This window comes from Streptococcus sp. ELY_137, from assembly GCF_058314515.1.
Genome location: NZ_JBZFUL010000013.1, coordinates 1 through 15,081, shown reverse-complemented (window position 1 = coordinate 15,081; position 15,081 = coordinate 1). Strand labels below are relative to the sequence as shown.

At 41.5% G+C, this 15,081-nt stretch carries 14 protein-coding genes and 1 pseudogene; 9 read left to right on the top strand and 6 right to left on the bottom strand.

Going from position 1 to position 15,081, the window contains the following annotated elements:
• The first annotated feature begins 209 nt into the window (after positions 1-209).
• The 8 genes from mnmA (at position 210) to rpsD (ending at position 9,874) form a co-directional block, all read left to right on the top strand.
• Complete coding sequence (gene mnmA / locus AC4HAO_RS08720) at positions 210-1,331, top strand: tRNA 2-thiouridine(34) synthase MnmA (protein WP_491093113.1); 1,122 nt, start codon at positions 210-212, stop codon at positions 1,329-1,331.
• A 153-nt stretch (positions 1,332-1,484) separates the two neighbouring features.
• Positions 1,485-2,228 carry a hypothetical protein gene (locus AC4HAO_RS08715; protein ID WP_491135140.1) on the top strand — a complete coding sequence of 248 codons (744 nt, stop codon included), beginning with the start codon at positions 1,485-1,487 and terminating at the stop codon, positions 2,226-2,228.
• An 18-nt stretch (positions 2,229-2,246) separates the two neighbouring features.
• Positions 2,247-4,145 carry a tRNA uridine-5-carboxymethylaminomethyl(34) synthesis enzyme MnmG gene (gene mnmG / locus AC4HAO_RS08710; RefSeq protein ID WP_491135139.1) on the top strand — a complete coding sequence of 633 codons (1,899 nt, stop codon included), beginning with the start codon at positions 2,247-2,249 and terminating at the stop codon, positions 4,143-4,145.
• Between the two features lie 81 nt (positions 4,146-4,226).
• The gene (locus AC4HAO_RS08705) at positions 4,227-6,188 is read left to right on the top strand and encodes a GGDEF domain-containing protein (protein ID WP_491135138.1); all 1,962 of its coding nucleotides are present in this window, start codon (positions 4,227-4,229) and stop codon (positions 6,186-6,188) included.
• Position 6,189: 1 nt separating this feature from the next.
• Entirely contained in the window at positions 6,190-6,642 is a 453-nt protein-coding gene (gene rplI, locus AC4HAO_RS08700) for a 50S ribosomal protein L9 (protein WP_447452886.1), read from the top strand.
• A gap of 254 nt (positions 6,643-6,896) precedes the next feature.
• Entirely contained in the window at positions 6,897-8,258 is a 1,362-nt protein-coding gene (dnaB, locus tag AC4HAO_RS08695) for a replicative DNA helicase (RefSeq protein ID WP_447452885.1), read from the top strand.
• Between the two features lie 5 nt (positions 8,259-8,263).
• A complete protein-coding gene (locus AC4HAO_RS08690; protein ID WP_447452884.1) occupies positions 8,264-8,536 on the top strand; it encodes a Veg family protein in 273 nt (90 codons plus the stop codon).
• Between the two features lie 726 nt (positions 8,537-9,262).
• Positions 9,263-9,874, top strand: coding sequence for a 30S ribosomal protein S4 (gene rpsD / locus AC4HAO_RS08685; protein WP_491135137.1), 612 nt, complete (start codon positions 9,263-9,265; stop codon positions 9,872-9,874).
• A 158-nt stretch (positions 9,875-10,032) separates the two neighbouring features.
• Here the strand turns inward: rpsD and AC4HAO_RS08680 are convergent, their stop codons facing one another.
• From AC4HAO_RS08680 to AC4HAO_RS08665, 4 genes are all read right to left on the bottom strand, one after another.
• Positions 10,033-10,575: a TetR/AcrR family transcriptional regulator gene (locus AC4HAO_RS08680; RefSeq protein ID WP_491093109.1), complete on the bottom strand. Its 543-nt coding sequence runs from the start codon at positions 10,573-10,575 to the stop codon at positions 10,033-10,035.
• 578 nt (positions 10,576-11,153) lie between these two features.
• Positions 11,154-12,155 (bottom strand): DUF4097 family beta strand repeat-containing protein, encoded by a 1,002-nt coding sequence (locus tag AC4HAO_RS08675; RefSeq protein ID WP_491135136.1) that lies wholly within the window; start codon positions 12,153-12,155, stop codon positions 11,154-11,156.
• Positions 12,152-12,736 (bottom strand): DUF1700 domain-containing protein, encoded by a 585-nt coding sequence (locus AC4HAO_RS08670; protein ID WP_491135135.1) that lies wholly within the window; start codon positions 12,734-12,736, stop codon positions 12,152-12,154. The genes AC4HAO_RS08675 and AC4HAO_RS08670 overlap by 4 nt, the downstream gene beginning before the upstream one ends.
• Positions 12,723-13,049: a PadR family transcriptional regulator gene (locus tag AC4HAO_RS08665; protein WP_491093106.1), complete on the bottom strand. Its 327-nt coding sequence runs from the start codon at positions 13,047-13,049 to the stop codon at positions 12,723-12,725. The genes AC4HAO_RS08670 and AC4HAO_RS08665 overlap by 14 nt, the downstream gene beginning before the upstream one ends.
• A gap of 183 nt (positions 13,050-13,232) precedes the next feature.
• On the opposite strand from AC4HAO_RS08665, the gene AC4HAO_RS08660 reads away from it, so the two are divergent.
• Positions 13,233-13,844, top strand: coding sequence for an NUDIX hydrolase (locus AC4HAO_RS08660; protein WP_491093105.1), 612 nt, complete (start codon positions 13,233-13,235; stop codon positions 13,842-13,844).
• Positions 13,845-14,167: 323 nt separating this feature from the next.
• Here the strand turns inward: AC4HAO_RS08660 and AC4HAO_RS08655 are convergent, their stop codons facing one another.
• Together AC4HAO_RS08655 and AC4HAO_RS08650 are read right to left on the bottom strand one after the other, a co-directional pair.
• Positions 14,168-14,926, bottom strand: a complete 759-nt coding sequence (locus AC4HAO_RS08655) for an SDR family NAD(P)-dependent oxidoreductase (RefSeq protein ID WP_491135134.1) — start codon at positions 14,924-14,926, stop codon at positions 14,168-14,170.
• Positions 14,927-14,966: 40 nt separating this feature from the next.
• Positions 14,967-15,081: pseudogene (locus AC4HAO_RS08650) on the bottom strand (IS30 family transposase); the annotation flags it as partial.

The following is a 15,081-nucleotide window of genomic DNA, read 5'->3' as shown; positions in this document are numbered from 1 at the left end:
TAATCTTTTACGGTGCTGGCCTAGCCAGCACCGCTTTTTTCAATGTCGACCTTCAAATCGATTGTTGAATAACTAGACCCTTCAAGTCTATGTTAACCAAGAATAGTGGCTAAATTTTAGGTTACTATTTCCGATTGAGCAGGGGCCAAAAACAGCTGTATTTTAGCCTTTTTAGCCCTGAGCATCTTATATTTGATGGGAGATTATCTATGACGGATAATGCTAAAACACGTGTCGTCGTCGGGATGAGTGGCGGTGTCGATTCATCAGTAACAGCCCTCTTGCTCAAGCAGCAGGGCTATGATGTCATCGGCGTCTTCATGAAAAACTGGGACGACACAGATGAGTTCGGTGTCTGTACAGCGACCGAAGATTACAAGGACGTTGCTGCAGTTGCAGACCAGATTGGGATTCCCTACTACTCTGTCAACTTTGAAAAAGAGTACTGGGACCGTGTCTTTGAGTACTTCTTGGCCGAGTATCGTGCTGGACGTACCCCAAATCCAGACGTCATGTGCAATAAGGAAATCAAATTCAAAGCCTTCCTTGATTACGCTATGAGTCTGGGTGCCGACTACGTGGCAACTGGCCACTATGCCCAAGTTAGCCGTGACCAAGACGGCACTGTCCATATGCTGCGTGGGGCTGACAACAATAAGGACCAAACCTATTTCCTCAGCCAGCTCTCACAAGAGCAGCTGCAAAAGGTCATGTTCCCTCTAGGGCATCTTGAAAAGCCTGAAGTGCGCCGTATCGCCGAAGAAGCTGGTCTAGCGACCGCTAAAAAGAAAGACTCGACTGGTATCTGTTTCATCGGTGAAAAGAACTTTAAAGAGTTCCTAGGAAACTACTTACCAGCACAACCCGGTCGTATGATGACCGTTGATGGTCGTGATATGGGTGAGCATGCTGGTCTTATGTACTACACTATCGGCCAGCGTGGCGGTCTGGGAATCGGAGGCCAGCACGGCGGTGACAATGCCCCTTGGTTCGTTGTCGGCAAGGACTTGTCACAAAATATCCTTTATGTCGGCCAAGGTTTCTACCATGAGTCTCTCATGTCAACCTCTTTACAGGCTAGTCAAGTCCACTTCACGCGCGATATGCCTGAGGAATTCAGCTTTGAATGCACAGCTAAGTTCCGCTACCGTCAACCAGACAGTAAAGTAACTGTCAAGGTGTCAGGCGACAAGGCAGAGGTCATCTTTGATGAGCCTCAACGTGCTATTACACCAGGACAGGCCGTTGTCTTCTACGACGGTGACGAATGCCTCGGCGGCGCGATTATTGACAACGCTTATAACAATCAAGAAGTTCGTCAATACGTTTAAATAGATTCTACTCAGTCAGGTAGATTGACAAAAATAAAGATTTTGATACAATTACCCTAACAAGCATCATGATGGTCAAAGCTCATGAGAATTGTACGTTTTTTGACGTACAGTTTTCGAGAGTTTTGGCTATTTTTGTATGGAGGAAGGGAAATGAAAGTGATTTCACAGAAAATGAGAGATGTCTGTGATCTGGTAAAATGGCGATTATATAATTTTGAATACTTAGACACCTCAATGAGTAAAACATATAATGAGTTTTTAGAGAGTATTATAAAATGGGAAAATAAAAACCAAAAGTTCCCGTTATCTGGAATTAGATTTTGGTTTTACATGATTTTTATAGCGGAGTTACCCTTATCGCTCTTTTTAATCCTTACTAGAAATATTTGGATGAAAAATATAAAATTGAATAATTTTCAGGTATTTATGCATACATTTGTGTTATTATTTACCATTTATGTTATTTGGTTTCTTCTTCACAAATTACAGCAGTTAAAATTTTATTATAGTACAAGTTTATTAGAATTTCGAACTGACCTAAGTGAGGAAAAAATTAATTTACTATTGGACGAAATTGAAAACACTCAAAATGAAAAAAGAAGATATAATGCATTTTCAAGAAATTTATTTTATCTATTTGCTGGTCTGCCTCTTTTGACATTTTTTGTTGAGCTAGAAAAAGTTGATATTAATAATTTCATTATTAATAATAGATCAGAAAGACTAACGGAGTATATTTTAGTGATTTTACCAATTTTTATTATATTTTATTTCCTTACTTTACTTGTCATATCTATCAAAATGGACATAATAGATAAAAGATTTTACAAATTAAAAGTTAAAAAATATTTGATTGATTTAAAACATGGGCAGATACAACAAAAAATATATTGAGAGGTTTAAAAAATTTAAATGACACACACATTTACAGAAGAATTTGACGTTATTGTGGTCGGGGCTGGTCATGCGGGGGTAGAAGCGGCCCTAGCTGCCAGCCGTATGGGCTGCAAGACCTTGCTGGCTACCATCAACCTTGAGATGTTGGCCTTTATGCCCTGCAACCCGTCTATCGGCGGCTCTGCCAAAGGGATCGTGGTGCGTGAGATCGATGCGCTGGGCGGTGAGATGGGCAAGAATATCGATAAGACTTACATCCAGATGAAGATGCTCAATACTGGTAAGGGTCCTGCTGTTCGTGCCCTGCGTGCCCAAGCCGACAAGGCTCTCTATGCGCGTGAAATGAAGCATACGGTTGAGCAGCAGGAAAATTTAACCCTGCGCCAAAGCATGATTGATGATATCTTGGTCGAAGATGGCAAGGTTGTTGGTGTTGTCACGGCAACTGGGATCAAGTACGGTGCCAAGGCTGTTGTGGTAACAACGGGGACTGCCCTGCGTGGGGAAATCATCCTCGGGGACCTCAAGTATTCATCTGGTCCCAATAACAGCCTAGCCTCTGTAACTCTAGCTGACAACCTTAAAAAACTGGGACTCGAAATCGGACGTTTCAAAACAGGAACCCCCCCACGTGTCAAGGCCTCAACGATCAACTACGACGAAACAGAAATCCAACCCGGCGATACCACGCCTAACCACTTCTCTTTCTTGTCAAAAGATAAGGACTACCTGCAGGATCAGGTCCCTTGTTGGCTGACCTATACCAACCAGTCCAGCCATGATATTATCAATAAAAACCTCCACCGCGCTCCTATGTTTTCAGGTGTCGTCAAGGGGGTTGGACCACGCTATTGCCCATCGATCGAAGATAAGATTGTCCGCTTTGCCGACAAGGATCGCCACCAACTGTTCTTGGAGCCCGAAGGGCGCCATACAGAGGAAGTCTATGTCCAAGGTCTCTCAACCAGCCTGCCTGAAGATGTTCAGCGCGATCTTTTGCGCTCCATCAAGGGTCTCGAAAAGGCAGAGATGATGCGCACGGGCTACGCTATCGAATACGATATTGTCCTGCCTCACCAGCTGCGGGCTACTCTTGAAACCAAGCTGATTTCAGGTCTTTTTACGGCAGGTCAAACCAATGGCACCTCAGGTTATGAGGAAGCAGCCGGTCAAGGTTTGGTAGCTGGGATCAATGCGGCTCTCAAGGTGCAAGGCAAACCTGAACTTATTCTCAAGCGCAGCGATGCCTATATCGGTGTCATGATTGACGACTTAGTGACCAAGGGAACACTGGAACCCTACCGCCTCTTGACCTCACGCGCCGAGTACCGTCTGATTCTGCGCCATGACAATGCCGATATGCGTTTGACTCCAATAGGTCGTCAAGTTGGTCTGGTTGATGAAGAGCGTTGGCTCAGCTTCGAGATCAAGAAAGCGCAGTTTGACAATGAGATGACACGTCTGTCAATCCATAAACTAAAACCTGTCAAAGATACTAATCAGCAGGTTGAAGCCATGGGTTTTAAGCCCTTGACAGATGCAGTAACAGCCAAAGAGTTTATGCGCCGTCCAGAGGTCCGCTACACAGATGTCGTCAAATTCATCGGACCAGCTGCGGAGGATCTGGATGATAAACTCATCGAACTCCTAGAGACTGAAATTAAGTATGAAGGCTACATCAACAAGGCTTTGGACCAAGTCGCTAAAATGAAACGCATGGAAGAAAAGCGTATTCCTGCCAACATTGATTGGGATGATATTGACTCTATCGCTACCGAAGCTCGCCAGAAATTCAAAAAGATCAATCCTGAAACCATCGGTCAAGCCAGTCGGATTTCAGGGGTCAATCCAGCTGATATTTCCATTCTCATGGTCTACTTAGAAGGCAATCAAAAGGCTAGCCGCAAGTCCTAAATGCCCCCGCGATTTGCCTTAAAAGAAGCCTAGAATTTTAGGCTTCTTTATGATATAATATGCAGATTAAGAGGTTTAATAATGAGAAAAATTCGTTTAGAGACCATCCATCTTGTGATGATCGGTTTGATTTTCTTTGGTATCTTGGCTATCTGTGTGAGAACAATGACTTCTCAGACGTCTTTGCTGCTAGCAATTTTCCTTGTCCTCGTAGCAATGGTCGGTCTCCTTTACTACCAAAAACAGGCCTATGAGTTATCAGAGTTAGAGCAGATCGAGCGGCTTAATGACCAGACCGAACTCAGCCTCAAGTCCCTTCTGGATAAGATGCCTGTCGGTGTAGTTCAATTTGATCCGGAAACTGACGACATCGGCTGGTTCAACCCTTATGCTGAGCTTATCTTTACCAATGATGCTGGTGGTTTGGATGTAGATTTACTACGCCGCACTATCCGCGAACAGAAGGAAGGATCGGCCAATCATCGCATTCGGGTCAACAATCACACTTATGCCATCAATTTAGATCTATCAGCTGGCCTCTTTTACTTTTTTGATTCAGCCAGTGATGACACTAGCATAGATACATCTTTCAAACGCCCAGTTATTGGTATCATCTCAGTAGATAACTACGATGATATTACGACTAATTTGTCTGACAGCGATGTCGCACAAATCAATGGCTTTATTGCCAATTTTATTTCTGATTTTGCCCAGCAGCATCAGATTTATTACCGTCGCGTTAGCATGGATCGCTTTTATTTCTTCAGTGATTATAAGGTTTTATCTGCCTTGATAGAGGATAAATTCACCATGCTGGAGCATTTCCGTGAATCTGCTAAAGAGCTGGAACTCCCTTTGACCCTCAGTATGGGAATTTCCTTCGGTGAAAATAACCATCAGCAGATTGGTCAAGCAGCCCAGCAAAACCTTAATATTGCTCTCATGCGTGGTGGGGATCAGGTGGTTATCAAAGAGACTGATGAACACAAAAAAGCCCTCTATTTTGGTGGTGGAACAGTTTCTACCATTAAGCGTTCCAGAACCCGTACCCGCGCTATGATGACGGCTATTTCTGATCGAATTAAGAGTGCTGAGCAAGTCTTCATTGTCGGGCATGCCCATCTGGATATGGATGCACTGGGGGCAGCTGTTGGTATGCAGCGCTTTGCCTCAAATATTTTAGAGGCCAGCTTTGCTGTCTATGATGATACTGATATGAATACTGATATTGCTAAAGCTGTTCATAGGCTGCAAGAAGAAGGCACTACTCAGCTCTTGACAGTTGAAGAAGCTCTAGCTCACTCTAGTGAGAACGATCTCTTAATCATGGTTGACCATTCAAAAACAGCCCTGACCCTGTCTAAGGAGCTATATAACAAGTTTACAGAGGTTATCGTCGTTGATCATCATAGACGAGATGAAGACTTCCCTGATAAAGCTATCTTAACCTTTATCGAAAGCGGTGCCAGCAGCGCCAGCGAACTGGTTACCGAATTGCTGCAATTCCAAAATGGTCGTCATACTCTATCTAAGATTCAAGCCAGCCTTTTGATGGCTGGAATTATGCTGGATACCAAAAACTTCTCAACTCGTGTGACCAACCGTACCTTTGATGTCGCCAGTTACCTGCGTACTATGGGTAGTGACAGTTTGGAAATTCAAAATATTTCAGCAACAGACTTTGATGAATATCGTCAGGTCAATGAGCTGATATTAACTGGCCAATCGTATGGTAACACTATGATCATTGCTCAAGGACCAGAAGATCAGGTTTACAGCAATATCATTGCCAGTAAAGCGGCTGACACGCTCTTGTCAATGGCCAATATCGAGGCCAGCTTTGTTATCAGTAAAAATGCAGCGGGGCAGACGGCAATTTCAGCTCGTAGCCGCAATAAAATCAATGTCCAGCGTATCATGGAACAGATGGGTGGAGGCGGCCACTTTAATCTGGCTGCCTGTCAACTAGATGACAAGACTGTTAAGCAGGCCTATGCAGAATTAACTGACATTATTGATCAAATACTTGAGGAGGAAATCTGAGATGAAAGTTATTTTTCTAGCTGATGTTAAAGGTAAAGGGAAAAAAGGAGAAATTAAAGAAGTCCCAACGGGCTATGCCCAAAATTTTCTGATTAAAAAGAACCTTGCAAAAGAGGCTACTAGCCAAGCCATCAACGAATTAAAAGGTAAACAAAAATCAGAACAAAAAGCTGCCGCCGAAATTCTTGCTGAAGCAAAGGCTGTCAAAGCCCAGTTGGAAAAAGAGGCAACCCGTGTTCACTTTACCGAGAAAGTTGGACCAGATGGCCGTACTTTTGGCTCTATCACAGCTAAGAAAATTGCTGATGAGCTACAAAAGCAGTTTGATATCAAGGTTGATAAGCGTTCTATCGTGCTGGAGCATCCTATTCGTGCCGTGGGCCTAATTGAGGTGCCTGTTAAGCTCCACAAGGAAGTTGAAGCCCAGATCAAACTTAATATTGAAGAAGCTTAAGCTGCCGGTTCTGTAGAGAGAAATACGCTTGCGAAGAGCAATAGCAATTTTGAACAGTTTTGATTTTGACTTGCTCTTAGATGATGCTTGCCATTTCGTTTTAGTCTTATTCACTTATTAAACTCAGGGATTAGGGTCTTTGCTAATACCTGTGAATTGGACATCAAGTGTTAAAGCTAGTGCAGTCACTTTCCTAAAATTCTAGTCATGTTATAGATTTAATTTAATATTTTATGAAAGGGGGGTAACCGTTTATGCCAGAGACTCAAGAGCTGCGTGTGCAGCCGCAAGATTTAATTGCTGAGCAGGCTGTTCTAGGGTCTATTTTTATCAGCCCTGATAAGTTAATTTCCGTCAGGGAATATATAGAGCCCGAGGATTTTTATAAATACTCGCACAGAATTATTTTTCAGGCCATGATCAAGTTGAATGATCGTAATGATGCGATTGATGCTACAACTGTTCGGGCTATTTTAGACAGTCAGGACGACCTGCAAAATATCGGCGGAATCGCCTATCTTGTTGAGCTCGTTAATAGTGTGCCAACCAGTGCCAATGCTGAATATTATGCTAAAATTGTGGCAGAAAAAGCCATGTTACGCAATATTATCAGCAGATTGACAGAGACAGTCAACGAAGCTTACGATGGCTCGATCGAATCAGATGATATCATCGCCCATGCAGAAAAAGCTTTAGTTGATATTAATGAACGCTCAAACAGCAGTGGATTTCGTAAAATTTCAGATGTCCTCAAGGAAAACTATGAAAGCCTAGAAGAACGTTCCCAGCAGACAACGGATGTTACAGGGCTGCCTACTGGCTTTAGAGATCTGGACAAGATTACGACTGGTCTCCATCCCGATCAGCTGGTAATATTAGCGGCGCGTCCCGCAGTTGGTAAGACAGCTTTTGTACTTAATATTGCCCAGAATGTTGGCACGAAGCAAAATGCTCCTGTCGCTATTTTTTCATTAGAAATGGGTGCTGAAAGCTTAGTTAATCGGATGTTGGCAGCTGAAGGGTTGGTGGATTCTCATGCCCTGCGGACGGGCCAGCTGACTGATCAAGACTGGCAAAACTTGACCTTAGCCCAAGGAACCTTGGCTGATGCGCCAATTTATATTGACGATACTCCAGGAATTAAAGTGACGGAGATACGAGCTCGTTCAAGGAAGCTAGCTCAGGAGTTAGGCGGGCTGGGACTCATTGTTATTGACTATCTCCAGCTGATCACTGGATCTCGCTCGGAAAATCGCCAGCAGGAAGTTTCAGACATTTCCCGCCAGCTTAAAATCCTAGCCAAGGAGTTAAAAGTTCCCGTCATTGCCCTCAGTCAGCTTTCACGTGGTGTTGAGCAGAGACAAGATAAGCGGCCAGTACTTTCGGATATCCGAGAGTCAGGATCTATTGAGCAAGATGCTGATATTGTTGCTTTTCTCTACCGTGATGATTATTACGAGCGCGGTGACAAAGAGGAAGGGCAGGATCAATTAGAAGATAACACCATTGAGGTAATCTTAGAAAAAAACCGTGCTGGAGCACGAGGAACCGTCAAATTAATATTCCAAAAAGAGTACAATAAGTTCTCATCAATCGCACAATTTGAAGAAAGGTAAGAAATATGAGTGATGCATTTACAGATGTTGCTAAAATGAAAAAAATTAAAGAGGAAGTTAAAAACCATGAGGGCCAAGAAGTTGAGATGACTTTGGATCATGGTCGTAAACGGGAGAAAACAAAGATCGGTCGTTTGATTGAAGTTTATCCTTCTCTTTTTGTTGTTGAATACAATGACCATGCCAGCCAGCCTGGTGAAATTAGCAATGCTTACGTTGAGTCTTATACCTACTCTGATATTTTGACCGAAAAGAGCTTAATTCGTTATTTTGACTGATAGGTTAAGGAAGATAAGGGATTTTTCTTTACATTTAATTGACACAAGTGTAAATCTATACAAATATTGAAGTGTAAAAAATTCCTGTTTAATAGGGGATTTATTAACAGATAGCTTTACAATATCCTTACCCTTGTGTAAAAGCTGCACAGCAAATGAATCTTATCAGCAGGTGTTCTAAAAACAGCAATGTTACTTGTTTAAAAGCGCCTGTCCCAACGCAGCAAGGCATTCCTTGCAATATAGACTTTTGAGTAAATAACTAGGAAGAAAGTGAATAAAACCGAGGCCTTTTGACCTATTATGTATGAAGAAATCAGCCTATGCAAAGAGGCAGTGTTGATGGTGATTTAATTCTCGATAAAGCGAGAAAGGCACCGCTACCAATTGTCTAGACGGACAATATCGATAGAAACTTAAAACCTTCCTCGTAGCATTATAGACGAAATCTTTGCCCCTTCTGGCGGTTGACGTTTTCATGTTATAGATCCAAACGAAAATGAATCAAGTGTTTAATCAGATTCTAGTCAAAAAGCCTTGTCCTAGGCTTTTTTTTGTGTTATACTTACCTTCGTGTGAAATAACAGCAGGGCAAAATAAAGCTCGTCAACAGATGTTCTGAAAAACCAGTAACCTTGGCTGTTTAGGCGAAGGGCATCTGCACGAATTAGGTTTGTCTAAGACGTTATTTCCTACAAAATTTTAATTTTATAGGAGGACATAAATATGTCACGTTATACAGGTCCATCATGGAAACAATCACGCCGCCTTGGCTTGTCACTTACAGGTACAGGTAAAGAGTTGGCACGTCGTAATTACGTACCAGGTCAGCACGGTCCAAACAACCGTTCAAAACTTTCCGAGTACGGTTTGCAATTGGCTGAGAAGCAAAAATTACGCTTCACTTACGGTTTGGGTGAGAAGCAATTCCGTAACTTATTCGTACAAGCTACTAAGATCAAAGAAGGAACGCTTGGTTACAACTTTATGATCTTGCTTGAACGTCGTTTGGACAACGTTGTTTACCGTTTAGGTCTTGCAACAACACGCCGCCAAGCTCGTCAATTTGTTAACCACGGCCACATCCTTGTGGATGGACAACGTGTTGATATTCCATCATTCCGCGTAGAACCAGGACAAGTGATCTCAGTTCGTGAGAAATCAGCGCAAGTTCCAGCGATCTTGGAAGCTGTTGAAGCAACCTTAGGGCGCCCAGCATTTGTATCATTCGATGCTGAAAAACTTGAAGGTTCATTGACTCGTTTGCCAGAACGTGACGAAATTAATCCTGAAATCAATGAAGCTCTGATCGTTGAATTCTACAACAAGATGCTTTAATCCATATCATATTATGGCCTATAAACCCCCGTCCAGCTGGACGGGGGTTTATTGTCTAATAATTCTGGCGGGCTGGCTGAGCCCTACTAAAATCCCAAAAACTAGTAAAGTTCACAGATCTCTTGCTTGGAAAAAGAATTTCTTCCATGATAATTTGCTCAATTACTGTCCGGTAGCAACTTCATCAGGAGTTTAGTAATTTGTTTTGGGCTTTCTTTTTTACCGCGAACCACCCAAATTTGATAGACCCCAAACATAGCATGACTGAGATAGACACTATTGTAGAGTCTTTCTATAGAACTGCGTTCGGGGGACGGTGCATTATCATAAAAATCAGAAGAAATCAGCCGCTGTAGGTGATGGCGGATAAAATTTTGAATTTCTTTCGTTCCATTTTGGGTAATCAAGCTGGCAAAGAGTGATTCCCGATCCAGAAATTCAAATACTTCTAGCAGGGTAGACTCAATATCCCTGTGATGTTTATCAAAAACATACTCCAGTTTATTAAAAATAGCCTGTTGATAGCGGTCAATCATATCGTACTTATCCTTGTAATGAGTATAAAAGCTTGAACGACTGATACCGGCAGTCTTGGCCAGTTGGCTAGTTGTGATTTCATCAAAATTATGGCTTCCTAATAGCTGGACCATAGCTTGCTCTAATGCCTTTTGAGTGCGTTTCTTGCGATTATCTTTTGTCATCAAAATCTCCTTTCTTTACCAGTCCGTAAAAAACTGGAGCTAAAGTATCACTGCCTGTTTACAGATAGGGCACTCAGTCTAAATTCCAGGTTTTCATGAAGGTGTATTTAGGAGCTATCCTCTCAAGATTAGCTTGCTTTATATAATTTTAATCACAATGTCTAAAAAATATCGAAATATGCTGAAAATCAGCCCTAAATTTGTATAATATAATATAACAAAAACATGGACATACTGTCTAAAATATAGATCAACAAACATTAGTTAGACTAAAGGCTATTGCGAATCAGCCCAGTCTCTGGGCTACGTTACCTATTGGGAGTATCTTTGATTCCCATATTTTGTAATATCATTTTTAAACTCTATGTAGGATCATCCTTGGGGTAATGTTAATTCCCTACCAGCAACAGTCTATATCTTCTTCTTTGCTGTTCAAATTAGTGGCATCAAACCTGAGTCTTAAAATAAGAAAACGAGAAAAATCGAAATTGTCGTTTTATCAAAATTTATCGGTACTCAAAAGAGGCTGAGACGGTCGTAATAGCTGTCTCAGCCGCTCTATCCTATTGAGGGAATTTTTATTCTATTTCAACATCACCTGTGTTGGATGATATATCAAGGAAATTTGTATTGGAATGTATAAGTTTGTGCGTAAGCTCCTCATCGCCGGTATCTGTTTGGCTAGAAACATTGAGTTGATAATCGCTCAAGGCAAGAGAGATATCTCCTGTATCAACAGAAATTTTATTATTTTTCCTAAAGGTCAAACCGTCACCCTCGACGTCTCCTGTTGACGTATCAATAGACAAGGAGTTTAGAGTTACACTATCCAGTTCAATATCTCCAGTATCTATGGATAAGCTTAGGTCTGATAAACTCGTATTAGAAATATTCATATCCCCAGTGATAAGTTTCAAACTACCTTTTTTTATGTTTGTTTTGTCCAAAGACAAATCCCCAGTATCTATGGATACAGCTAGATCTGACAAGTGGGCATTAGACGTAACCATATCGCCACTAATGAGATCAATGTGTCCCTTGTTTATAGTTGTTCTATCTAAAGACAAATCTCCAGTAGCCATCTTTACATCAGCTTTATCAATCGTAAGTTCATCGAGCTTTAAATCATTAACGTTCAATGAGCTTTTCAATTCATGAATATTGGTTCCCTTGGGCAGGGAGATGACAACTGTATCTCTATCATTTCTATCAATGAGTTCGCCCAAGACTTCCAAATTAAACATTTCAATAGTGATACGGGAGTTAGGAGAACCAGCAGTGACGGTCAATTCATTATTATTAACCTTTGTTTTAATGGGCTGCTTTTTATACTGATAATAGGTAATGCTAGGCTGTTTATCATCAGTAGTTTTAATTAAAAACTGGTAATTAGGATTAGTAGCTTCAAGATTAATCGTATCGAAGTTAGTCAATTTCTTTTTGACAAAACTGCGTTCACCTTGGTACTTCTGCTGGATACCACTAATGCCACCGGTATAAAATCCAACGAAGGTAAGAATCAAACCAAGCAGACTGGCCACGATTCCTATTGCGAGTAATAATTTTTTCCACTTTTTCATTGCCGGCCTCCTCTCTTACCTACCCAGCGGACCAAACTAGTAATTCCCCTGCCCAGTGCACGTGATAATTCCGTGCCTGCTAAAACAGTCAGTGCAGCGATTCCTAAAGCCAGCAATCCCAGCCCCCAGCCCAAGCAGCTAGCTGGCAGAGAAGTTGGCAGATAAGTAAACCCATCAATAAGAAATGCTATACCCGATAGAAATCCAGCTAAGGCCAGCGAAAAAAAGACAAGGATGACAGAAAAGCCTAAAATCACAAAAGTAAGAACCAATGCTAAGGCAGTAATCGCTAAGGGAAAAGCTAAAGGTGAAGCCAAAATGGCCAAAATGGCAATCCAAATCAGTGTCGCATTATTTTTAGGCGATAGATTGTTACGCTCGGTTTTCTCATCTAGGATATTATGAAGGATTTCATTAGCGGCTTCTCTGGGACTTCCCAGTTCCCGTATAACTTCTGCTTCTTTTTCCGGTCCAGCTTCATCAAAATATTCCGTAAAATATTCCATGGCTTCCTGATAATCGTCTTGGGGCAGCTTTTTTAAATATCTATCAAGCTCTCTTAAGTAGTCATTCCTTGTCATGTCTAATCCTCCCTTCGATGATGCCGTCGATAGTTGAAATATGGTCATGCCAAACCTGCTTGCGTTGGGTCAGTTGCTCTAACCCAGCTCCTGTAATAGAATAGTATTTACGGTGTCTTCCCTGATATTCTCGGCTGTAAGTTGTGACATATCCAGCTTTTTCTAGTCTCTTGAGAATGGGGTAGAGAGTTGATTCTTTAATATTGGCGATGATTTTGATGGTTTGACTAATCTCATAGCCGTAAGAATCCTCCTTTTCAATGATAGCTAGAATCAAGAATTCAATGAGGACGGATGATACTGGAAAAGACATACGCACCTCCTAAAATTTGATATATATTATTTTTATATACTAAGCATAATCTATTTGATGGCCTTTGTCAATAAAATGTACAAAATTTTTATATATAAGAGGAAATAGTAGTCTTGGCTTGTCCAACGACGGTTAATCATGGTATTATGGGTAAAAAATAAAGCAACAAACAAGGGAGTTCCTATGTCAGGCTATCTCGATATCTTTAAACATTACCAGCCTAAGCCCATCGGCGAGGAGCGTCGCTATGCAGTTCTTTTGCCCTTGGTCTGGAATAAGGCTAGCCAAGATTGGCAAATTCTTTATCAAGTCCGAAGTAAGCATATTTCGCAGCCAGGGGAAGTGTCTTTTCCTGGCGGGCGGGTAGAAAAGAATGAAACCTTTTATCAGGCTGCCCTGCGCGAGACAGTCGAAGAACTAAATGTTACAATAGATAATATCGAGATATTGGGGGAGATTGACTATCTTGTCCACCATCGTCGAACCATTCGCTGCTTTGTCGGTATCATTTCTGGTGATTGGCATACTATTTCCCCGAACCCAGATGAAGTCGAGCGGCTGTTTGTTCTCTCTTTGTCTGACTTGCTTGCGACTCAGCCTAAAACCTATAATTTAATCGCTAAGGCTAAGCCAGCTGGAAACTTTCCTTTTGAGCGTATTCCTAATGGTCAAAGTTATGACTTTGGTCAAGATAAACGCAAGATTCCCTTCTATGATTTAGCCGGTGAAAATCTTTGGGGGTTGACTGCTCAGTTTACAGCTCGTTTTATTGAAATTATTCAAGAAAGGACATGAATTGTAAAGAAACTTGACACAAACGTCAAGTATACTATAGATTGACTTGAACACTTTCAGTATCTTCTAGCTTGTTTTTGGAAATTTGAATGCTGAGCCCTGCGCTCCTTTAGCAATAGTTTTTTATTAAATATTTAGAGTAGTTTTAAGGTCTAGCTGTCAACCATTTGTAAACCTAATCTGATACTCCACTGATTTGATGTCAAAATCCAGCCTAGTGAGAATCACTAAGCTAAAACTATTAGCCATTCTAGATTTTCGACCGTTAGTTACTTAAAAAAGAGACTCCAGCTGGTCACAGCTGGAGTCTTTGTTTGGCTTTTTTAGTGACGGAAGAGTGGCTGGCTTAGGTGAAAGCTAAAATCTTTGATGTCCACTAATCCCACCACGCTATCGCTTTGATACAGCTGGATTAGAAAATCAGCCATCTCTTCAGCGGTGTGATATTGCTTGAAATGTTGATCATAATCATAGGTGCTGGAGTTTGTTGCGACTTGCCCAAATTCGGTTTGCGTTGCAGCTGGGGCAAGGACTTTTGCCTGCAGTTTATGCTGGCTGTTTTTCATCTCTAGCGCCAGTCCTTCGGTGAAAGCACTGACATAAAATTTTGTAGCACAGTAGCTCACAGCCTTGTCGACCAACATATAGCCCCCACGAGATGATATATTAATCAGCTGAGCTCCTTCAGTATCCTGATAGTCTCTGACATACAAGGTAGACAATATCGTCAGCGCTTCAATGTTCAAATGAAGCATGGTCCTAATTTTTTCCAAACTTTGGTCAGCTACGCTGTCATAACTGCCAAAGCCAGCATTATTAATCCAAACCGAGATATGATAATCTTTTAAATCCTCATACAGCTTATAAGCATTATCTGGGATGGCTAAGTCAATGCTCTTGACAACAATATCTAGATTGGGATAAAACCCAAGAATCTCTCTTTTTAATCCCTCTAAGAGCTCCTGTCGTCTTGCTGCTAGGATGAGATTGAATCCCAAATGTGCAAAAGCCTTGGCGGACTCTAGTCCGATACCGGAACTAGCGCCTGTAATACATACGTATGAGTTTGAAGCGGCTGTCATTTTCAAATTCCTCCTTTTTGAGATATACTTACTTAAATTGTCAAATTAAGTTGGACAGTTTCACCTGACTCAGAAAAACATGATAAGGGGTTTGATAATTTAAAGATTTTCTAGGAATTCTATTTCTCTTATCAGCTATAGCTGATAAGGTGTTT